The sequence below is a fragment of the Dietzia sp. CQ4 genome, from assembly GCF_014145125.1.
Classification (GTDB): domain Bacteria; phylum Actinomycetota; class Actinomycetes; order Mycobacteriales; family Mycobacteriaceae; genus Dietzia; species Dietzia natronolimnaea.
Genome location: NZ_JAALDZ010000022.1, coordinates 18,660 through 38,955 on the forward strand (window position 1 = coordinate 18,660; position 20,296 = coordinate 38,955).

18 protein-coding genes are annotated in these 20,296 nt (G+C 70.9%); 9 read left to right on the top strand and 9 right to left on the bottom strand.

Going from position 1 to position 20,296, the window contains the following annotated elements:
- Positions 1-40 precede the first annotated feature (40 nt).
- Positions 41-343, top strand: a complete 303-nt coding sequence (locus G6031_RS01415) for a hypothetical protein (protein WP_179525406.1) — start codon at positions 41-43, stop codon at positions 341-343.
- Between the two features lie 114 nt (positions 344-457).
- Positions 458-913 (top strand): transcriptional regulator NrdR, encoded by a 456-nt coding sequence (gene nrdR / locus G6031_RS01420; protein ID WP_179525405.1) that lies wholly within the window; start codon positions 458-460, stop codon positions 911-913.
- A 57-nt stretch (positions 914-970) separates the two neighbouring features.
- On the opposite strand, the gene hrpA is transcribed toward nrdR, so the two are convergent.
- On the bottom strand, positions 971-4,885 hold the full coding sequence (hrpA, locus tag G6031_RS01425) for an ATP-dependent RNA helicase HrpA (RefSeq protein ID WP_182652191.1): 3,915 nt from the start codon (positions 4,883-4,885) through the stop codon (positions 971-973).
- 47 nt (positions 4,886-4,932) lie between these two features.
- Positions 4,933-5,121 (bottom strand): hypothetical protein, encoded by a 189-nt coding sequence (locus G6031_RS01430; RefSeq protein ID WP_179525403.1) that lies wholly within the window; start codon positions 5,119-5,121, stop codon positions 4,933-4,935.
- 48 nt (positions 5,122-5,169) lie between these two features.
- Here G6031_RS01430 and G6031_RS01435 point away from each other — a divergent pair, with 48 nt between their 5' ends.
- A complete protein-coding gene (locus tag G6031_RS01435; protein WP_182652192.1) occupies positions 5,170-5,901 on the top strand; it encodes a hypothetical protein in 732 nt (243 codons plus the stop codon).
- A gap of 7 nt (positions 5,902-5,908) precedes the next feature.
- Here the strand turns inward: G6031_RS01435 and G6031_RS01440 are convergent, their stop codons facing one another.
- Entirely contained in the window at positions 5,909-6,568 is a 660-nt protein-coding gene (locus tag G6031_RS01440) for a TrkA family potassium uptake protein (protein WP_182645768.1), read from the bottom strand.
- A gap of 106 nt (positions 6,569-6,674) precedes the next feature.
- Entirely contained in the window at positions 6,675-7,337 is a 663-nt protein-coding gene (locus tag G6031_RS01445) for a TrkA family potassium uptake protein (protein WP_182652193.1), read from the bottom strand.
- A gap of 114 nt (positions 7,338-7,451) precedes the next feature.
- Between G6031_RS01445 and G6031_RS01450 the strand changes: the two genes are divergently transcribed.
- From G6031_RS01450 to dxs, 3 genes are all read left to right on the top strand, one after another.
- Positions 7,452-9,443: an amino acid permease gene (locus tag G6031_RS01450; protein ID WP_182645767.1), complete on the top strand. Its 1,992-nt coding sequence runs from the start codon at positions 7,452-7,454 to the stop codon at positions 9,441-9,443.
- Entirely contained in the window at positions 9,440-10,765 is a 1,326-nt protein-coding gene (locus G6031_RS01455) for a class I SAM-dependent RNA methyltransferase (RefSeq protein WP_182652194.1), read from the top strand. The genes G6031_RS01450 and G6031_RS01455 overlap by 4 nt, the downstream gene beginning before the upstream one ends.
- A 116-nt stretch (positions 10,766-10,881) precedes the next feature.
- A complete protein-coding gene (gene dxs / locus G6031_RS01460) occupies positions 10,882-12,771 on the top strand; it encodes a 1-deoxy-D-xylulose-5-phosphate synthase (RefSeq protein WP_179525400.1) in 1,890 nt (629 codons plus the stop codon).
- Positions 12,772-12,783: 12 nt separating this feature from the next.
- Here the strand turns inward: dxs and G6031_RS01465 are convergent, their stop codons facing one another.
- Complete coding sequence (locus tag G6031_RS01465) at positions 12,784-14,022, bottom strand: HRDC domain-containing protein (RefSeq protein WP_182652195.1); 1,239 nt, start codon at positions 14,020-14,022, stop codon at positions 12,784-12,786.
- Entirely contained in the window at positions 14,019-14,606 is a 588-nt protein-coding gene (locus tag G6031_RS01470; RefSeq protein WP_179525398.1) for a DUF3000 domain-containing protein, read from the bottom strand. Before G6031_RS01470 ends, G6031_RS01465 begins: the two co-directional genes overlap by 4 nt.
- A gap of 106 nt (positions 14,607-14,712) precedes the next feature.
- Here G6031_RS01470 and hemE point away from each other — a divergent pair, with 106 nt between their 5' ends.
- From hemE to hemQ, 3 genes are read left to right on the top strand one after another with little or no spacing between them, the layout of a single operon-like run.
- Positions 14,713-15,828 (top strand): uroporphyrinogen decarboxylase, encoded by a 1,116-nt coding sequence (gene hemE, locus G6031_RS01475; RefSeq protein WP_182652196.1) that lies wholly within the window; start codon positions 14,713-14,715, stop codon positions 15,826-15,828.
- Between the two features lie 2 nt (positions 15,829-15,830).
- Positions 15,831-17,213, top strand: a complete 1,383-nt coding sequence (hemG, locus tag G6031_RS01480; protein ID WP_182652197.1) for a protoporphyrinogen oxidase — start codon at positions 15,831-15,833, stop codon at positions 17,211-17,213.
- A gap of 3 nt (positions 17,214-17,216) precedes the next feature.
- Positions 17,217-17,912, top strand: coding sequence for a hydrogen peroxide-dependent heme synthase (gene hemQ / locus G6031_RS01485; RefSeq protein WP_179525395.1), 696 nt, complete (start codon positions 17,217-17,219; stop codon positions 17,910-17,912).
- A gap of 79 nt (positions 17,913-17,991) precedes the next feature.
- Here the strand turns inward: hemQ and msrB are convergent, their stop codons facing one another.
- The 3 genes from msrB to G6031_RS01500 form a co-directional block, all read right to left on the bottom strand.
- Positions 17,992-18,432, bottom strand: a complete 441-nt coding sequence (gene msrB / locus G6031_RS01490) for a peptide-methionine (R)-S-oxide reductase MsrB (protein WP_182645456.1) — start codon at positions 18,430-18,432, stop codon at positions 17,992-17,994.
- A gap of 9 nt (positions 18,433-18,441) precedes the next feature.
- The gene (locus G6031_RS01495) at positions 18,442-19,608 is read right to left on the bottom strand and encodes a glycosyltransferase 87 family protein (RefSeq protein ID WP_182652198.1); all 1,167 of its coding nucleotides are present in this window, start codon (positions 19,606-19,608) and stop codon (positions 18,442-18,444) included.
- 79 nt (positions 19,609-19,687) lie between these two features.
- A partial coding sequence (locus tag G6031_RS01500) for an alpha/beta hydrolase (RefSeq protein ID WP_182652199.1) occupies positions 19,688-20,296 on the bottom strand: 609 nt, incomplete at its 5' end.

A 20,296-nucleotide genomic window follows, 5' to 3' on the forward strand; every position in this document is an offset into this window, starting at 1 on the left:
GCCACGATCGCGTCCCTCCGTGCCCTGGACGGAGGTCTGCGTGACCGATCACGACCGGCCCGTCTCGTCCAGGGTCCGTCCCCGCCCTGATGCCGGGGCCCGTCCCGTCATCCGCACGCTCGACCGGGGGCGCCAGACGGCCACGCGGTCGGTGGCGCCCGGACGGCGAGTGCTCGTCCGCCCCGCGTCCGCGGAAAAGGTCAGGGCATGCGGTAGCGAGGCGAGGTCCAGTGCGCCGGTGGTGGACGATGTGCCGACGTGGGCTCTGGTGGCCTGTGGAATCGTCTTCGGAATCCTGATGCTGCTCGCATTGGCACTCCTGGGCGGGCCCGCCTACGCGTGACCCACGGTATCGCCTCCTAGAATGAACCCGGGACGGCGGCCCGTCGCCCCCGCACCGCCGTCGGCTCCGGCCGGCGGAGCGGTTCGGACCAGGTCGACGAATGGCGAAGCTGGAATGTACTGCCCCATATGTCACCACGAGGACTCACGGGTGATCGACTCGCGGTCGGTCGACGAAGGGCAGGCGATCCGGCGTCGACGCGAGTGTCCCGACTGCGGACACCGGTTCACCACCCTCGAGACCCCGTTGTTGACCGTCCTCAAGCGCAACGGTGTGACGGAGCGTTTCAGCCGCGACAAAGTGGTCCGCGGTGTGCGACGCGCGTGCCAGGGGAGGTCGGTCGACGAGGACGCGCTCCGGCGGCTCGCGCAGCAGGTCGAAGACGCTGTCCGGGCCGGCGGCGCCTCAGAAGTCCCCGCTCACGAGATCGGGCTGGCGATCCTGGGGCCTCTACAAGATCTGGACGAGGTCGCGTATCTGCGATTCGCCTCCGTGTACAAACAATTCAGTTCCGCTGCGGATTTCGAGAGCGAGATCATCGCCCTTCGCGAACGGCACGCTGCTCACTAGTCCCGGTCGTCTCCGCGTCGCACCGGGATCGGCTCCTGTGTACGGGCAGTTGAGAGCTCAACGCGCGTTCCGCCGGGAGAGCGCGGCGGCGACCGCCTTCTCGATCCTCTCGGCGGAGACCGGGCGCGCGGTACCCAGAGATTGCGCGAAGAGGCCGACACGGTATTCGGCCAACATCCACCGGAGATCCCGGGCCGCCCGCGCCCCACCCGGTCGTCGGCGGAGCGCCGCCGTCGCCTCCGCGACAGTGGCCTCCGATTTCTCCAACCGGGCGGCGAGCTCCCGGTACCTTGACGGTGACTTCTCCGCCAGGTCCAACCTGAGGTCGATCGCCCTCACGTGGCGTTCCAGTTGCGGGAGGACCTCCGCCGGGTGTCGGGCGAGGAATCCCTTTCCCACGAGGAAGTCCAGAGCGGGCCTGACGTCGTCCGCGAGGTCGCGTGGTACCTGGTCCAGCCGGGCGGAGACCGACTGCGCGGCGACCAACGCCGGAAGGGCGGCGGAGATCGAGGCCGTGATGGCGGCCGGTGCCTCGGATCGGGCGCGCGCGCGCAACTCGTCGAAGTCGTGCACGGTGAGTACCGGCTCTCCTCTGCGTCCGGCGATCAGCCGCCCGCACGCCGCCAGCGCCGCGTCCGAGACCAGTCCATCGGCACCCCCGTGGGGATACTGGGTGAGCGCGAGGCGTTGCTCGACCGGACGACCCCGGACTATCGATGCCGCCGAGATCAGGTCCGCTGAGATCAGGGTCAGTACCGCTGTGGTCTGCGCGGATCGACGTTCCGTCTCTGTGGCGCAGGCGATCCGGTGGATGCCGTCGGGGCGGACCTGCAGGGCCGGGTAGACCGTCACCTCCACACCGTGGACCGTGCCGGTGATCGAGGGCGACAGGTCCCCGATCGTGTCCGCGGTCCACGCCCGATGAGGTCCGTCATCGGGGACGAGTCTGGAGTTGAGCGTGGCACGGACCTTGTCCACCAACCGGCTGCGTAGTGCTCCCAGGTCCGTACCGGCCGCGACGACCTCGTCACCGTCGACCACCTCGAAACGCATGCGGAGATGGTCGGGGAGCTGTTCCGGGTGGAACTCACGGGGCTCGACGGTCGTGCCTATGCGGGCCGAGAGCGCGGCGGCGAGCGCCACCGGGAGCGGTGCCGACCGCGGGGCGAGGTCACCGGCCAGCAGTGCCGCGTACTCGGCGGGCGGGGAACACAGACGCCTCAGGTACTTGGGGAGCGTTCGGAGCATCTCCGTGTACAGCTCCTCGCGCAGGCCGGGGACGAGCCACTCGAAGCCGGACGTCGCGACCGAGGACAGCTGGGGGAGAGGGATCCGCACGGTGATGCCGTCGGAGTCGACCCCCGGGTCGAACGAGTATCTGAGCTCGAAGTCCCGCTCGCCCTGGCGCCAGATCGGCGGGAACTCGGAGGCGGCCGGGGCGGTGTCCGACGTGCGGATCTGCTCGGGGCGAAGACGCAGACGATCCGGGTCCTCCCGGCCCTGCTTACGCCACCACGATTCCAGGTGGCGGCCGGAGGTGATGTCCTCGGGGAGCCGCTCGAGGTAGAACCCGACCAGGGTGTCGTCGTCGATGACGAGGTCGCGGCGTCTGCTGCGGGTCTCCAGCTCCCGCGCCTGTTCCACGGCCACGGCGTTCTCCATGATCACCGGGATGCGGGTGGTCCATCGTCCCTCGACGATCCCGTGCCGGACGAGCATCTCCCGCGCGAGCGGTGCGTCGACCCTGGAGAGGAGGATGCGACGCGCCTCGACCACGGGCAGCCCCAGGAGCAGCACCTTCTCGTAGGCCATCGCCGCGCCCTGGGCGTCGGACCAGTGCGGCTCTGAGTACTGGGTGCGGACGAGATGCCCCCCGAGTTGTTCGATCCACACCGGATCGATGCGCGCGACGTCCCGGGCCCACAGTCTGGAGGTCTCGACCAACTCGGAGGCCATGATCCATCGCGGCGGCTTGCGGGCGAGATCGGAACCGGGGAACACCTGGAAGCGGATACCGCGGGTGCCGCGGAACTCCCTGGTGTCCTCGTCCTTCATCCCGACGTTGGTGAGCAGTCCGGAGAGGATCGCCTTGTGGAGGTCGTCCTCCGCGGCGTGACCGGACGGTGGATGCCAGCCCCGCTCGCGGCACATGCTGGTCAACTGGGCGGTGAGGTCCTGCCACTCGCGGATCCGCAACCAGTGCAGGTACTCGGCCTTGCACATTTTCCGGAACGCGCTGCCGGAGAGCTCGCGCCGCTGTTCGGTGAGGTAGCGCCACAGGTTGAGGTAGCCCAGGAAGTCGGAGGACTTGTCGGCGAAGCGCCGGTGGAGCTGGTCCGCCTTGTCGCGCTCCTCGGCAGGCCTCTCGCGGACATCCTGCACGGTCAGGGCCGCGACCACGACCAGGACATCCCCCAGGGCGCCGTTTCGGTGGCCCTCCACGACCATCCGGGCCAGACGGGGGTCGAGGGGGAGGGACGCCATGTCGCGGCCCACCCTGGTCAGGTGCGGGCGTTCGGTGTCGTCGGTCCGGAGCGCCCCGAGCTCGGTGAGCAAGGTCATGCCGTCCCGGACGGCCTTGCGGTCGGGTGGTTCGACGAACGGGAAGTCGTCCACGGCTCCCAGGTCGAGATCGGCCATCGACAGGATGACCGACGCCAGGTTGGTGCGCAGGATCTCCGGGTCGGTGAACTCCGGCCGGGAGTCGAAGTCGTCCTCCGAGTACAGACGGATGCAGATGCCGTCGGCGACGCGGCCGCAGCGGCCGGCGCGCTGTGCGGCGGAGGCCTGCGAGATCGGCTCGATCGGCAGCCTCTGGACCTTGGTGCGGGTCGAATAGCGGGAGATCCGGGCGAGGCCGGTGTCCACGACGTAGCGGATCCCCGGGACCGTCACCGAGGTCTCCGCGATGTTGGTCGACAGGACCACGCGCCGGGTCGAATGCTGACGGAAGGCCCGTTGCTGCTCGGCGGAGGTGAGTCGGGCGAAGAGCGGAAAGATCTCGGTGCTCTTGAATTTCCGCCCCCGGAGCACCTCCTCGGCGTCGCGGATCTCGCGTTCGCCGGAGAGGAAGACGAGTACGTCGCCGTCACCCTCGGCCAGGAGCTCGCCGACCGCATCGGCGAGCGCGTCCAGGGGGTCGAGGTCGATGGTCCGGTCCGCGTGGTCGACCTGGAGCGGCCGGTACCGGATCTCCACGGGGAAGGTGCGACCGGAGACCTCGATGACAGGGGCGGGATGGCCCGCCGGATCCGCGAAGTGGCGGGCGAAGCGGTCGGGGTCGATCGTGGCGGAGGTGATGATGAGTTTGAGGTCCGGCCGCCGGGGCAGGATCTGCCGGAGGTAGCCGAGCAGGAAGTCGATGTTGAGGCTGCGTTCGTGGGCCTCGTCGATGATGATCGTGTCGTAGGCGCGCAGCAGCCTGTCCCGTCGGATCTCGGCGAGCAGTATCCCGTCGGTCATCAGTTTGACCGCGGTGTCGGCACCGGTACGGTCGTCGAAGCGCACGGCCGACCCCACCAGCCGGCCGGTCTCCACCCCCAGTTCCTCGGCGATGCGCTCGGCGACGGACCGGGCCGCCAGCCGGCGGGGCTGGGTGTGGCCGATCATCCCGCGCACGCCGCGGCCGAGTTCCAGACAGATCTTGGGGATCTGGGTGGTCTTCCCGGATCCGGTCTCGCCGGCGATCACCACGACCTGGTTGTCGCGGATCGCCGCCGCGATCTCGTCCTTACGGGCGCTGACCGGCAGTTGTTCCGGATACTCCGGGGTCGGAACCGACTCCGCACGCCGACGCAGACGAGCGGCGGCGGCGTCGATCTGCCCGCCCAGGTCGTCCAACTGGTCGGCGCGGGCCCTGCGGATCCGCGACCGGAATCGGTGGGCGTCGAGGATGCCGACGTCGTCGAGCCGGACCAGGAGATCGTGCCGGGCCCGGTGCAGTTCGGGGGCGGGCGCGGGAGACGTCGACATGGTGTCCGCCAGGGTATCGGGACCCGGTGTGGGGATCGATCCGGGTGTCAGGCCGTGCCACCCTCCCGGCGGGACTGGATGCGGGTGTAGCGCTGGTGCAGTCGCTCCCGGATCTCCTCCGGCTCGTACGACTGCCGCCGGCGTTCGGTCCGTGCGGCGAGGATCCCGGTGGCGGCCACTCCGACCACCCCGGCCGCGCCGACCATCTTGAGCCACTGCCGTCCGCGGGGTGCCATGGCGTCAAGGGTAGATCCTCTCGCCGGGGCACCTGGCAGGATCGCACCATGAGTCTCGACACCGTCCCGCTGGCCGCCGCGGCCCACCGCACCCGGACCGGGGACCTGTGGTTGTTCCGTGGGCGCACGACCGCCGACCGGCTGATCCAGACCCTGACCAATTCCCCCGTGAACCACGTGGGGGTGGCGGTGGTCCTCGACGACCTGCCCCCGCTGCTCTGGCACGCGGAGATGGGCCGGGCGTTGACCGACGTGTGGACGGGGCGTCGGCAACGGGGCGTCCAACTCCACGACCTCGAGGCGGCGGTGCGTCAGTGGACCGGTCCCTACGGACAACGTGCGTGGTTCCGCCAGATCTCCCCGGAGACCGGGTCCCCGCAGGAGGACGCGATCCTGGAGACGATCGCGCGCCTGAACGGCGTGTCGTTCCCGTCTGCGGGGCGGCTGACCGCCCGGTGGGCCCGGGGCCGGTGGGCGGCCCGGGGACGCCACACACCCGATCGCGACTCCGATGCGGGGCCGGGAGCGGGACGGGGCAGCGGCCTTCCGTGGCGCCGACGTGCGGACTCCGGGCCCGCACTGCGCGTGGAGGCGGCCTACTGCGCTGAGGTGGTCGGGATGACACTCGAGGCGATGGGTGTCCTGCTGCCGGCCGGCGACGCCAGTTGGTACGACCCGGGCCGATTCTGGAGCGGGGACGCGCTGCCGCTCGCCCCGGGGTGGGGCTACGGGCGGGAGGTCGCCGTCACCGTTCCCGGTGGAGGAAGCCGGGATCGGTGAGCGTGGGTCAGCCGCCGAGGACCGCGGTGCTCAGGTCCGCCTCCGCGGCCTCCGGCGCCACGACTAGCAACTCGTCGCCCGGTTCGAACGGCACGTCGGGTTCGGGGGCTATCACTCTTCCCCCGCGGAGGATCGCCACCAGCGCCGCGTCCCGGGGGAAGCGGACGCGTGAGACCGGTCTGCCCGCGAGGGGGGTCTGGTCCGGCAGCGTCACGCTCACCAGATTGGCGCCGCCGCGCCGCAGGGTCATCAACCGCACGACGTCCCCGACGGAGACCGCCTCCTCCACGACGGAGACCATGAGTCGGGGGGTGGAGACGGCCACGTCGACGCCCCAGCGGTCGTCGAACAGCCACTCGTTCCGGGGGTCGTTGACGCGGGCGACCACGCGGGACACGGCGAACTCCGTCTTGGCCAGCAGGCTCACGACCAGGTTCACCTTGTCGTCGCCGGTGGCCGCGACCACCACGTCGGACTCCTCCGCGCGGAGTCGTTCGAGGAAGCTCAACTCGCACGCGTCGCCGACGAGTTGCCGGGCGCCGGTCACCCCGTCGCGGTCGAAGACCGCCGCGCGCTTGTCGACCAGCGTCACGGTGTGGTCGTTGGCCAGGAGTTCGCGTGCGATCGATCGTCCCACCACGCCGGCCCCGGCCACCAGGACCCGCATGGTGGAGGCGTGGAACGTGCGGGCGGGGGCGCGGTCCAGCAGGCCGGCCCCGTCGGCGTAGTCGGGGACCGAACCGTCGGGGACGGGATCGCCGGTCACGGGTCGGTCAGTCATCAGATGGTCCTCGCTCCAGGATGTCGTCGAGATCGTCGACCACGCCCGAGGGAACGGCGAGGTGGATCAGGTCGTCGGCCTGCACGAGAGTGCTGCCGCCGGGCACCCTGCACTCCCCGAAGCGGGTGAGCGCGACCACGGTGCCACCGACCAGATCGGTGAGAGACGCCAGTCCCACGCCGACCCACACCGACGGAGGGACGACGGCGACGAGCGACACCTCGCCGGTCTGATCGCGCCAGACCACCGGGCTCGACCCGGACGTGATGTACCGGATGAGGCGGCCGGTGGCCCAGGGCACCGTGGCGACGGTGGGAATGCCCAGCCGCTCGTAGACCTCGGCGCGTCCGGCGTCGTAGATCCGGGCGATCACCCGCTCGACGCCGAAGGTCTCGCGGGCCACCCTCGCGGCGATGATGTTGGAGTTGTCCCCGGAGGAGACCGCCGCGAACGCGTCCGCCCCGTGTAACCCGGCGTCGACGAGGACCTCGCGATCGAAGCCGAGCCCGGTGACGGTGCGTCCGTCGAACTGCTCCGCCAACCTGGCGAACGCGGCGGGGTCGCGGTCGATCACCACGACCTCGTGACCGCCCTCGTCGAGCTCGGTCGCGAGCGCCGCGCCGACACGCCCACAGCCCATGATGATGACCCTCATGGCCAGTACCGCTCCTCACGGTCCGCGACGCGCGGACCCGTCCCGATCACGCTACCCTCGTCGGCGGCGCTGTCCCTGCGGCACGCGGAGCCCTACGATGTGTCGGTGTCCAGGATCTCCAGGGTCTCCGTCGGAACCAAGCGCCTGCTGTTGGGGCGCCCCTTCCGCAGCGACACCACCGGGGACACCCCGCTGCGCAAGCGGATAGCGTTGCCGGTCTTCGCCTCGGACGCGTTGTCCTCGGTCGCCTACGCCCCCGAGGAGATCTTCCTCATCCTGTCGTTGGCCGGGGTGTCGGCCCTGGCGTTCACCCCGTGGGTCGGGCTCGCGGTGGCGGTGGTCATGGTGGTCGTGATCGCCTGCTACCGGCAGAACGTCCGCGCGTATCCGTCGGGCGGGGGGGACTACGAGGTCGCCACCGTTAATCTCGGGCCGAACGCCGGTCTGGGTGTGGGGGCGGCCCTCCTCATCGACTACGTGCTCACCGTGGCGGTGTCGATCTCGGCGGCGGCCGCCAACATCGGCTCCGCGATCCCGTTCGTGCACTCGAACGAGGTGGTGTTCGCCGTCATCGCGATCGTCCTGCTCACCGCGATCAACCTCCGGGGCATCCGGGAGTCCCGCGCGACGTTCGCCATCCCCGTCTACGCGTTCATGGCGGCCATGACCGCGCTGGTGGTGTGGGGGTTGTTCCAGGTCGGCGTGCTGGGTCGTGAGCTGAGGGCGGAGTCCGCGGAGTTCGAACTCGTCACGCCCGACGGCGTGGCGGTCGCCGGGCTCGCGCTCGCGTTCGTGGTGGCCAAGTCCTTCGCCTCGGGCTGTGCCGCGCTGACCGGGGTCGAGGCCATCCACAACGGCGTGCCGGCGTTCCGTAGTCCCCGGGCCAGGAACGCCGCGACGACTCTGGTCATGCTCGGCGTGGTGTCCATCTCGTTCCTGCTCGGGCTCATCGTGCTGGCCAACCAGCTCGGGGTGCAGGTCGCGGAGGACCCGGCCACCCAACTGATCGGTGCGCCGGAGGACTACCAGCAGAAGACGATGATCGCGCAGCTGGCCGACCCGGTCTTCGCGGGTCTCCCTGTCGCCTTCTACGTGATCATGACCATCACCGCCCTCATCCTGGTGCTCGCGGCGAACACCGCCTTCAACGGTTTCCCCGTGCTCGCCTCGGTGCTCGCGCGCGACAAGTACCTGCCGAGGCAGCTCGCCACGCGAGGGGACCGGCTCGCGTTCTCCAACGGGATCGTCCTGCTCGCCGTGGCTGCGATCGTCCTGGTGGTGGCGTTCGACGCGCAGGTCACCGTGCTCATCCAGCTCTACATCGTCGGGGTCTTCGTGGCCTTCACCCTGAGCCAGCTCGGCATGGTCCGCCACTGGACCCGGCGGCTGGGCAACGAGCAGATCCCCGCCGTCCGGCGACGGGTGCAGCGCGCACGGGCGGTCAACGCGGTCGGGTTCGTCCTCACCTCCGGTGTGCTGGTGATCGTCATGAGCACGAAGTTCTTCGCCGGCGCCTACATCGCGGTGCTGGCGATGCTGGCCGTGTTCGGGGTCATGAAACTCATCCATCGTCACTACGAGTCGGTCGCGCGCGAACTAGAGGACTCGTCCTGGGAGGTCGTCCTCCCGAGCCGCACCCACTGTGTGGTGCTGGTGTCCAAACTGCACCTGCCCACCCTCCGGGCACTCGCCTACGCGCGGGCGACCCGACCGGACACCATCGAGGCGCTCACCGTGAACATCGAGACGGCGGAGACCCGGATCCTGGTCCGCGAGTGGGAGAAGCGGCGGATCTCCGTGCCGCTCAAGGTGGTGGAGTCGCCGTACCGGGAGATCAACCGGCCGGTGGTCGACTACGTGAAACGATTGCGTGACCAGTCGCCCCGGGACGTCGTGATTGTGTACATCCCGGAGTACGTCGTGGGCCACTGGTGGGAGCAGCTCCTGCACAACCAGAGCGCGCTGCGTCTGAAGACCCGACTGCTGTACGAGAGGGGTGTCATGGTGACCAGCGTCCCGTGGCAGCTGTCGTCCTCGGACGGCCGCGCGGACCAGGCGCGTGACGAACCCATCATCGGGCGCTGGGGCGGACCGGAGGACCGATGACCCCGACGGGGAGAACCGACTGGACGGGACGTGTGCTCCGGTTGCGCATCGAGGGCCCCGCGCAGGGCGGGGAGTTCGTGGCCCGGCATTCCGGGCGGGTGGTGTTCTGCCGGGGCGGGATCTCGGGGGAGCTGGTCGAGGTGATGGTCCACGACGACCCGGGACGAGCCTTCTGTCGCGGCACCGTGACCGGCGTACTCGAGAGGTCGGTGGACCGGATCGACCCGCTGTGCCCCGCCGCGGCGGCGGGAGCGGGGTGCTGCGACTGGAGCCACATCGACCCGGCGGCCGCCCGTGCGTTCTCGGGAACCGTCCTGGCCGACCAGTCCCGACGTATCGGGCGGATACCCTCCACCCCCGATCGCGTTCCGGTCGAGGTCCCCGCCGGCGACGACGCGAGTACCGGGTGGCGGACGGTCGCGCGGTGGGTGACCGGCCCCGACGGCGTGCCGGGGGTCCGGCGGTCGCGGTCGCGCGAGGTGGTGACCGAACCCTGTGTCCAGGCGGACCCGCGGATCGCGGAGGCCGTCCGGACCGCGGGCGTGGGCGCGCACCGGGAGGTTCTCGGGGTCCTGGGGGACGACGGGGAGGTCCACGTCGCTCACCGACCGGTCACCGAGCCGGCGACACGGGGGCGTGATCGCGGGTCCCGGAGGGGTGCGGCGACCCGGGCGCGGGCCCGCTCGTCGCGCGCCGGGGCATGGGAGCACGTGACGGGTCCGCCCTCCGTCTCCCGACGGGTGGGCGGGCGCACCTGGCGGCTTCCGGTCGACGCATTCTGGCAGTCGCACAGGTCCGCTGCCGTGCACTACTCCGATCTCGTCCGCAGCGCGGTGTCCGCCACCGCGGAGTTACCGGCGGAGCCGGTGGTCTGGGATCTCTACGGGGGGGCGGGCCTGTTCTCCGCGGCGGTGCTCGACGTCGCCCCTCGCGCGCAGCTGACCATCGTCGAGTCCGCACGTCCGTCTCTCGACGCGGTGGGGACCGCCCTCGACGTCGGCCCGGGGGTCGTCCCGGTGGCTGCGCGGGTCGAGACGTTCCTCGACCGGACGGTCGGTGGGACCGACCGGAACGGTGAGCCCGATCTCGTGATCCTGGACCCGCCGAGGGGTGGGGCGGGGATCGACGTGATGACCGCGCTCGCGGGCGGAACGGCGTCGCGGATCATCCACGTGGGGTGCGACCCGGCGAGTCTGGCCCGCGACGTCGGGGTCCTGGTGGCGGCCGGGTGGACGCCGGCGGACCTGCGGGGGGTGGCCGCGTTCCCCGCGACGCACCACGTCGAGGGTCTCGCCGTCCTCGATTCCCCCCGTGCACACTGACCGATTCCGTGTCACGCCCCGACCGGTCGAGGCGCCGGCGGGGTCTCGCGCCGATTGCCCGTAGACTGTTGGTTCGACCCTGAGGGGTGCGGCCAGGGAAGGGGCAGTCGACGGCAATGAGTGTGCTCGATCAGGTGAACGGCCCCTCCGACCTCCGTGCACTCGGACCCGACGAGCTGGTCAGGCTCTGCGGCGAGATCAGGGAGTTCCTCATCAGGAAGGTCTCCGCCACCGGCGGGCACCTCGGACCCAACCTCGGTGTGGTCGAGTTGACGATCGCCCTGCACCGGGTCTTCGACTCCCCCCGGGACCCCATCGTCTTCGACACCGGACACCAGTCGTACGTCCACAAGATCGTCACCGGTCGGCGTGACCTGTTCGACGGACTCCGCACCCGGGGCGGATTGTCGGGGTACCCGTGCCGCGCGGAGAGCGAACACGACGTGGTCGAGTCCTCGCACGCCACCTCGTCGCTGTCCTACGCCGACGGTCTCGCCAAGGCGTATTCCCTGCGCGGGGAGACCGACCGCACCGTCGTGGCCGTGATCGGCGACGGCGCGATGACCGGCGGGATGGCCTGGGAGGCGCTCAACAACATCGCGGCCGGCAAGGACCGGCCCATGGTGATCGTCGTCAACGACAACGGACGATCGTATTCCCCCACGATCGGAGGCCTGGCCGAACGACTCGGGGTCCTGAGGCTACAGCCCGCCTACGAGAAGGCGATGGACCACACCAAGCGCACCCTGGGTGCGCGCAAGGACGTCGTCGGCAAGGCCGTCTACTCGATCCTGCACGGGATCAAGACAGGCCTGAAGGACGTGGTGTCCCCGCAGGAGCTGTTCGCCGACCTGGGACTGAAGTACATGGGGCCGGTGGACGGACACAACCTGGCCGCCACCGAGGCCGCGCTGCGGCTGGCCAAGGACTTCGGCGGCCCGGTGGTGGTCCACGTGGTCACACGCAAGGGCATGGGGTACGTCCACGCGGAGAACAACGTCGCCGACCTCATGCACGCGACCGGGGTCATCGACCCCGACACCGGCCGACCGCTCTCGGAGTCGTCGGCGGTCGACTGGACGTCGGTCTTCTCCGCCGAACTGTGCGAGATCGGTGCCGAACGGGACGACGTCGTGGCCATCACCGCGGCCATGGCCGGGCCGACCGGACTGACGGCGTTCGGTGAGCGTTTCCCGGACCGCATGTTCGACGTGGGCATAGCCGAGCAGCACGCCGTGGCCTCGGCCGCCGGACTGGCGCTCGGGGGGATGCACCCGGTGGTGGCCGTGTACTCCACCTTCCTCAATCGTGCGTTCGACCAGCTGCTCATGGACGTCGCGCTCCTCGGGCAGCCGGTCACCCTGGTGCTCGACCGCTCCGGGGTGACCGGCCCCGACGGCGCCAGTCACAACGGGATGTGGGACCTGTCGTTGACGGGGATCGTCCCCGGGGTCCGGGTGGCCGCACCGCGCGACGCCGAGACCCTGCGCGCGGAGCTCCGGGAGGCCGTCGAGGTGACCGACGGGCCGACCGTCGTGCGCTTTCCCAAGGGTTCGGTCGGTGAACCCGTCCCGGCACTGGAGACCAGTACCGACGGCGTCGACCGGGTGCACGGGTCCGGCGACGCCGACGTCCTCGTCGTCGCCGTCGGGTCGATGGTCGCGCCGTCGCTTGCCGCGGCCCGGGAACTCGAGACCGCCGGTGTCACTGTCGACGTGGTCGATCCACGATGGGTCTATCCGGTCCCGCACTCGGTCGTCGACTCCGCCCGGGGTCGACAGCTCGTGGTGACCGTCGAGGACAACGGGCTCCACGGTGGCGTCGGGTCGGCGGTCTCGGCGAGTCTGGAGCGCGCCGGGGTCAGGGTGGACCGACTCGCCCTGGGGATACCCCAGGAGTTCCTCGACCACGCCTCCCGCGGTGAGATCCTCGCCGACGCCGGGTTGACCGCGGAGGGGATCGCCCGCGGGATCCGCCAGCGCCTCGGCGACCGGGTCGAGAGCTGAGTCCGGACGCCCTCAGCTCTCCGCTCTGAACTCGTGCACGGCGCCCAGCAGCGGAGCCTCCGTCAGTTCGATCTGCCAGCGGCGGGCACCCTCGGCCTGCAGGACCCGGTGCAGTAGCGCCGCGTCGTCGGCGGTGTCGGTGGTGGCCGCCCGCCAGGCCCACAGTCTGAGCGTCGACGCCTTGAGCAGCAGCCCCTGTTCGATTCCCACCTCCTCGGCGAGCTCACCGAGCGCCTCGCGCGCGGAGTCCAGGAGCGCCGCCGCCCCCGGGTCGGTCCGCTTCCAACTGGTGTGCGGGGGGTGCTCCCCGCGCGGCGCCTGGCGGGAGGGGAGGTCGCCCCGCCCGAGTTCGGCGGCCCACTCCAACGCCGCCAGCCACTCGTCCGCCAGGCGTCTGCGGTGCGGGCCGTCGAACCCCTCGATCGCGAGCAGGTCGGTGCGGTTCGTCGGCGCGGTGCGTGCCGCCTCGATGATCGCCGCGTCGGTGAGCAACCTCTTGGGGGCGATGTCTCGCTCCGAGGCCACCCGGTCACGCGCCATCCACAACTCCCGTGCCCGGGCGAGTTGGCGGGCGTCGCGCAGGGAGGTCAGGCGGGCCAGCCTGCGCCAGGGATCCGGGGCGGGGGCGGGCGGATCCGAGTCGACGAGGTGTCGGCACTCGGCCTCGAACCAGTCGCGGCGGCCGAGTTCGTCGAGCCGGGGGAGTACCGCGTCCGCCAGTTCGTGGAGGAAGAGGACGTCGTAGGCGGCGTAGTCGAGCCAGGATGCGGGCAACGGGCGTCGCGACCAGTCCGCCGCCGAGTGGGCCTTGGCCAGCCCGATGCCCAGGTGCTCCGAGATCATCGCCCCGAGGTTCACCCGTTCCATACCGAGGAACCGCCCGGCCAGTTCGGTGTCGATGACAGACGTCGGCCTGATCCCGAGCTCGCGGAGTGACGGGAGGTCCTGGCTCGCGGCGTGCAGGAGAAGGGGGCGCCCGGAGAGGACGCCCGCGAGCGGCCCGACCGTCTGGCCCGGCGTCTCGGGGTCCACCAGCAGTGCGGGCCCGCCGGCGGGACGTAGTTGCAGCAGGAAGGCGCGCTCGGAGTAGCGGATCCCGGACGCGCGCTCGACGTCCACCGCGACCGGTCCGGCCGAGGACTCCACGACGGAGGCGACCGACCCGATGCCGGAGGCGTCGTCCACGAACTCGTACTCCGCCGGGGGCGGCGGCGCCCCCGGCGGGGTCTCTCCGCGTCGTCGGCCGCTCACGCCCGACGATGCAGGGAGGTCACGCCGACCGGCGGGAGTCCGGCGGCCAGGGAGAGCGTCTTGCAGAAGGCGGAGGCGTGACCGGTCAGGTTCGACTCGAGGGCGGTCCACGACGCGCGCAACTCGAGCTGGTGGGCCTGGGGCGGTCCGGAGATGTCGCCGTAGCGGACCGACGCGGTGCTGGTGACGGTTCCGCCCAGCGACGTGTACGGTCCGGCGTCCTCGTCGAGCGCCTCGGTGAGCCAACTCCAGGCGACCTGGGGCAGCAGGGGATCGCCCGCGAGTGAGGCCTCCATGTCGGCCTGGATGTAGGCGACCAGCCGCAGCGTGCCGTTCCACGCGTCGTCCCCGGAGGGGTCGTGGAGGAGGATCAGCCGACCGAACGCGTCCCCGTCGGAGAACTCGGGCACATCGTCCCCGGTCGGCGGGATGATCTCCACCCCGAGCGCGTGACTGTACGGCGCCAGTCTCTGCGGCGGACGGATCGGGCCGACGGAGATCTCAGGGCGGACCTCGAGCCGGGACAGCGACTCGACCGCCTCCCGGAAGACCTCGGGCTCGCCGTCATTGACCGATGTGCTCACGGGTCGTCACGCTAGCCACCACCCGGCGGCGTCCCGAGGAGGCGCGCCGTCGCCCAGCGGGGTGGGGTGGAGGGCCCCGGTGGCGCACTCGTGGGACCATGGGGGGGTGCTGAACTCCGATGTGCCCTCGAATCCCAGGTCCGTTGACACCCAGGGCGCCGGCCGCGCCACCGCGCGCCGGGCCGGGACCGGCCCCTACCTCGACGAAGTCGGGGGCACCGGTGCCGCTCACACGCCGGTGTGGTTCATGCGTCAGGCGGGTCGCTCGCTTCCCGAGTATCGCGAACTCCGGGCCGGGAGCACCATGCTCGAGGCCTGTTTCGACCCCGAGATGACCTGCGAGGTCACCCTGCAGCCGGTCCGCCGTCACGGGGTGGACGCCGCGATCTTCTTCTCCGACATCGTCATCCCGCTGGCGGCGGCGGGTGTGGACATCGACATCGTGCCGGGCACCGGGCCCGTGGTGGCATCGCCGATCCGCGACGAGGCCGGGGTCGCCGCGCTTCCCGATCTCACCCCGGACCGGCTCGAGAAGATCGGCGAGGCGGTCCGCATGGTGGTGGCGGAGCTCGACCCGGAGGTCGCGCTCATCGGATTCGCCGGCGCCCCCTTCACCCTCGCCTCCTACCTCATCGAGGGCGGACCGAGCCGTAACCATGAGCACACGAAGTCCCTGATGTACTCCCGCCCCGACGTCTGGCATGCACTGATGTCCAAGTTGGCGGACCTGACCACGGTGTTCCTGCGCGCGCAGATCGATGCGGGCGTGGACGCCGTCCAGCTGTTCGACTCGTGGGCCGGGGCGCTGAGCCTGCGGGACTACCGGTCGATGGTGCTCCCGCACTCCACCGGGATCTTCGCCGACGAGGTGATCTCCACGGTTCCCCGCACCCACTTCGGCGTGGGCACCGGAGAACTGCTCGGGGCGATGGGCGAGGCCGGTCCAGAGGTCGTCGGTGTGGACTGGCGCATCCCGCTCGACGACGCCGCGGTGCGGGCTCCGGGCAAGGTGCTCCAGGGCAACCTCGACCCCGCCATGCTCTTCGCCGACCGTCAGGCGCTGGACTCCGAGGTCCGGAGGATCCTCGACGAGGGGGCGCGGGCACGTGAGCTGGGCGCCCGCGGGCACGTGTTCAACCTCGGGCACGGCGTCCTGCCCGCCACCGACCCGGGTGCCGTGACCCACGTGGTCGAGCTGGTCCACGAGCTGACCGGGACGTAGGGATGCCCCCTCGTGTCGCGGTGGTCGGTGGCGGTCTCAGCGGACTCACCGCCGCCTATCAGCTCTCCCTCGACCTGCCCGGCGCACGGATCACGGTCCTCGAGGCGTCGGACTCCCTCGGTGGGGCGTTGCACACCGTCGACTTCCCGTCCGGCCCCATGGAGCTGGGGGCCGAGGCATTCATCGGTCGCCGACCGGAGGCCTCCGAGCTCGTCGCCGAGCTGGGGCTGACCGACACCCTGCGGCACCCCGGACCGCTCGGCCCGGCGATCCTCACCGACGGTCGACTGGTCCCGATGCCGGTCGGCACCCTCATGGGGCTGCCGTCCGACGTGGCCGGCCTGTCCGGTGTGCTGAGCCCCGGTGAGTCGGCCGTCGCCGCCCGTGAGACGGACACGCCGCTGGAGTGGGAACCCGGCGGGGACGTCTCGCTGGGCCGGCTCGTGGCCGACCGGTTCGGCGACGCGGTGGTCTCGCGGCTCGTCGATCCCATGCTCGGCGGGGTGTACGCCGCCCCCAGCTCGGGACTCGGCCTGCGGCAGGTCATCCCCGGTCTCGCCGAGGCGCTGGACCGCGGCGCACCGACGCTGACCGCCGCGATCGGTGAGCTCGTGGGCAACCGGGTGCCGGGGCCCGTCTTCGCCACCCTCGACGGCGGGTACAGGGGGCTCGTGTCCGCGCTCGCCGAGGCCTCGGGTGCCACGGTCCGCTCTCACGCCACCTGCACCGCGATCCATCGCGAGCCCTCCGGGTACACCCTGACGGTCACCGGCGCGCGCGGATCGTGGGTGGAGGACGCCGACCTCGTCGTCGTCGCCGTCCCCGTCCCCCACGCCGCGCCGCTCCTGGCCGCCGCCGGTGGCGTCGACGGCGCTGTGTCCGGCCTGTCCGGGATCCGGACCGCCTCGTCCGCCGTGGTGGCGATGGAGGTGGACCGGGGGCTCGACCTGCCCGAGCTCTCCGGGGTGTTGGTGGCCACCGACGAGCCGGTTCCGTTCAAGGCGATGACCTTCACCAGTCGCAAGTGGCCTCACCTCGACACCCGACCGGGTCACCTGGTGCGGGTGTCGTTCGGTCGGCTCGACGACGACGACGTGCTCACCGCGGACGACATCGCACTGGCCCGGATGGCCGAGTCCGCCCTGGCCGGGGTGTGCGGATCCGCACCGACGATCCTGTACTCGCGTGTGCGCCGCTGGGAGGACGCGCTCGCCGAGATCGGTCCGGGGCACGCCGACCGGATCGCGGGCGTGCGGGCCGAACTGGCGGAGCGGTTGCCCGGGGTCGAGGTGGTCGGAGGTGCGACCGAGGGGGTCGGCGTGCCCGCGTGCATCGGCTCGGCACGGGCCGCGGCCCGCCGGTTGGCCGCCGGGTGGCAGGATTGAGCCATGGCACGCCTTGACTACAAGAAGCTCAACTCGACGCTCCGCTACCTGATGTTCTCGGTCTTCACCGTGACGCCCGGGGAACTGGGGGAGGACCGGGCCGCGGTCACCGCGGACCTCGAGCGGTTCCTCGCCCGATTCGAGGGCACCGACGTGGTGGTCCGCGGACTGTACGACGTCTCGGGGCTCCGCGCCGAGGCCGACTTCATGATCTGGACCCACGCCGAGCACATCGAGGAGCTCCAGAGGTTCTACAACGAGTTCCGGCGCACCACCATCCTGGGCCGGGCCAGCACGGCCCACTGGTCCAACACGGCTCTGCACCGGCCCGCGGAGTTCAACAAGAGCCACATCCCGGCGTTCCTCGCCGAGGAGGAGCCGGGCGCGTACATCTCGGTGTACCCCTTCGTCCGGTCCTACGAGTGGTACCTGCTCCCCGACGAGGAGCGTCGCCAGATCCTCGCCGAGCACGGGCGCGCCGCCCGCGAGTACCCGGACGTCCGGGCCAACACCGTGCCGTCGTTCTCGTTGGGCGACTACGAATGGCTCCTGGCCTTCGAGGCCCCGCAGCTGGACCGGATCGTGGACCTGATGCGCGTCATGCGCAGCACCGAGGCGCGGCGTCACGTCCGCGAGGAGGTCCCGTTCTTCACCGGGCCCCGGGTCAGCGCCGAGCAGCTGGCCACCACGATGCCCTGAGGCGGTCGGTCACCCCGCTGATCGAGTCACGGGGCCGGCAGGGACGACCACGTCCCCGCCGGCCCCTCCTGTCGTGCGCTCAGTCCTCGACGGGCTCGAGGGTCATGCTCAGCGAGTTGATGCAGTACCGCAGGTCCGTGGGGGTGGGGTAGCCCTCGCCGGAGAACACGTGACCGAGATGTCCGTGGCAGTTCGCACACACCACCTCGGTGCGGGTCATCCCGAGCGAGGTGTCGGTCCGCTCGATGACGGCCCCACCGGCCAGAGGCGTGAAGAACGAGGGCCAGCCGCAGTGGGAGTCGAACTTGGCGTCACTGCGGAACAGCTCGGCCCCGCAGCCGCGGCAGCGGTAGACCCCTTCGGTCTTGGTGTCGGTGTACTCCCCGGTGTACGGCCGCTCGGTGCCGGCCCGGCGCAGGACCTGGTACTCCTCGGGGGTCAGTCTGCGGCGCCATTCCGCATCGTCGAGGGTGAAGTCCGGTTGTGGAGTGCTGGAGGGGGTGTCGGTGCGCTCACTCATGTCCGCAGGCTACGCCGCCGCGGCGGCCGGTGCGATCCGCTCGTGTCGCCGCGGGTCCGTGCGCCGCCACAGCAGGATCACCAACACCGTGCACAGCAGCAACAGCCATCCGAGCGTGGGATGGGCGAACTCCAGCAGTCGCCCGTAGTACGGCCACCGGGCCGACTCCCAGAAGTCCAGGGTGAAGAACCCGTACGCCGCCAGCCAGGCGGGCCAGTTGCGCACGAAGGACTTGTCCAGGACCACGGTGAGCATGATCGGGATCAGCATCATCGAGTAGTACATCTGCCCCAGGCTGGAGACCAGGAACACACCGGCCAGGATGACACCGGAGGTGGTGGCCAACCACAGCACCTCGTGGTTGTGCCGGTAGTCCAGCAGGAGCCACACGGCCACCAGGGTGGCCACCACGATGAGGATCCGGGCCACCAGGATGAGTGGTTCGGGGACACCGTAGTACAGGCCGAGGCCGGCGATGGAGCTGTTGTAGTAGTCGCGGACCTCGCTCATGTACGGCGCGGTCACCTCGAGGTACCGCGCGGCGTCCACGGTGAGCGCCCAGCCCGCGGCCATGGCGGCGGCGGGGATCGCCACGGCGGCGACGAAGGGCTGCCACTGACGGCGGATGAGGGGGAGGACCAGTAGTGGCGCGAGCATCGGTTTGATGGCCAGGGACAGGCCCATGGCCACACCGGCCCACCACAGTCTCCGACGGTGGAGGAGGTACAGGAACGCCACCTGGCACAGGAAGATCACGCCGTTGACGTTGGTGAAGACCAGGGTGTTGGTGACCGCCTCGGTGCAGAAGGCCCCCAGGAGGATCGCCGGGGCCGCGAACGACCGTACGTCGAGGTCGAACAACCTCATGAGGAGCCACAGCGCGCCGATGATCGCCGCGGTGTTGACGAGGATGAACAACCACCGCGCGACGGTGTAGTTGTCGATCACGCCGAAGGGGGCCAGCAGGAAGGTGCCGCTCGGGGCGTAGAGGTAGTGCGGCTGAACCGTGAGCAGGTTCTCGCTGTACACGGGTTCGCCGGCGAGGAAACGTCTGGTCGCCGCGTAGACGGTCCCGAAGTCGTTGGTGATCGATCCGTTGACGGCCTTGATCAGGACGCGATGGATCACGGTCATGATCGCCAGCGGCCACAGGATGTGGTTCAGCAGGCGGGGCACGGAGTCAGTGCTTCGGGTCGGCAACGGCACGGTGTGCAGGCTACCGGCCCGGGTCGCGTCCCCCACGCAGGCGCCCCGGTCAGGAGGGACAGGCCACGGAACGGTCGACGGTGGCCGGGTCGGCGAGGAACTCCGTGACGGTCGATCTGGCGCACGCGGAGTGGAGGACCACGCGCGATCCGGGTGCACCCCAGGTGAGGACCCGGATGTCGCCGGCCCCTGCGGCCGACAGCATCCCCGCGGTGGGTTCCAGCGCGGCGGCACCGGCCACGGGGTCCGCGATCCCACCCATCAGCAGCACGGGCGCGGCGCCAGGTAGCTCCAGCGTGGACTCTCCCGGGACGGGCCAGGTCGAACACGCGGACAGCTGGGCGGCGAGGATCTCCCCGAAGGGTGCGTCATCCGTCCATTCTGTGGCGAGTTCCGGGACGCGGCTCACCGGCACCCGCCGGGGCAGATCGGAGCACCCCGCGACATAGGGCAGTGACGAGCTCGTCAACGCCTCCGCCCGGGCACGCACCGGGGATCCGGGCGAGTCCGCGCCCGGGCCCGCCTCCGCGATGTCGCCGAGGATCACGTCCCCCTCGGACGCCTCCGCTGCGGAGGCACCGGACAGGTCGGCGAGGGCGGAGCGGATGACGTCGTTCGGCTGGTCCGGGTAGAAGTAGTTCTTCCGCGCGAACCGGCT

Excerpts from the sequence above, each read along its gene's own strand:
- dxs (WP_179525400.1), top strand. The coding sequence starts at position 10,882 with ATGAGTGTGCTCGATCAGGTGAACGGCCCCTCCGACCTCCGTGCACTC.
- hrpA (WP_182652191.1), bottom strand. The coding sequence starts at position 4,885 with ATGTCGACGTCTCCCGCGCCCGCCCCCGAACTGCACCGGGCCCGGCAC.
- hemQ (WP_179525395.1), top strand. The coding sequence starts at position 17,217 with ATGGCACGCCTTGACTACAAGAAGCTCAACTCGACGCTCCGCTACCTG.
- G6031_RS01435 (WP_182652192.1), top strand. The coding sequence starts at position 5,170 with ATGAGTCTCGACACCGTCCCGCTGGCCGCCGCGGCCCACCGCACCCGG.
- G6031_RS01445 (WP_182652193.1), bottom strand. The coding sequence starts at position 7,337 with ATGAGGGTCATCATCATGGGCTGTGGGCGTGTCGGCGCGGCGCTCGCG.
- nrdR (WP_179525405.1), top strand. The coding sequence starts at position 458 with ATGTACTGCCCCATATGTCACCACGAGGACTCACGGGTGATCGACTCG.
- G6031_RS01440 (WP_182645768.1), bottom strand. The coding sequence starts at position 6,568 with ATGCGGGTCCTGGTGGCCGGGGCCGGCGTGGTGGGACGATCGATCGCA.
- G6031_RS01455 (WP_182652194.1), top strand. The coding sequence starts at position 9,440 with ATGACCCCGACGGGGAGAACCGACTGGACGGGACGTGTGCTCCGGTTG.
- hemG (WP_182652197.1), top strand. The coding sequence starts at position 15,831 with ATGCCCCCTCGTGTCGCGGTGGTCGGTGGCGGTCTCAGCGGACTCACC.
- msrB (WP_182645456.1), bottom strand. The coding sequence starts at position 18,432 with ATGAGTGAGCGCACCGACACCCCCTCCAGCACTCCACAACCGGACTTC.
- G6031_RS01430 (WP_179525403.1), bottom strand. The coding sequence starts at position 5,121 with ATGGCACCCCGCGGACGGCAGTGGCTCAAGATGGTCGGCGCGGCCGGG.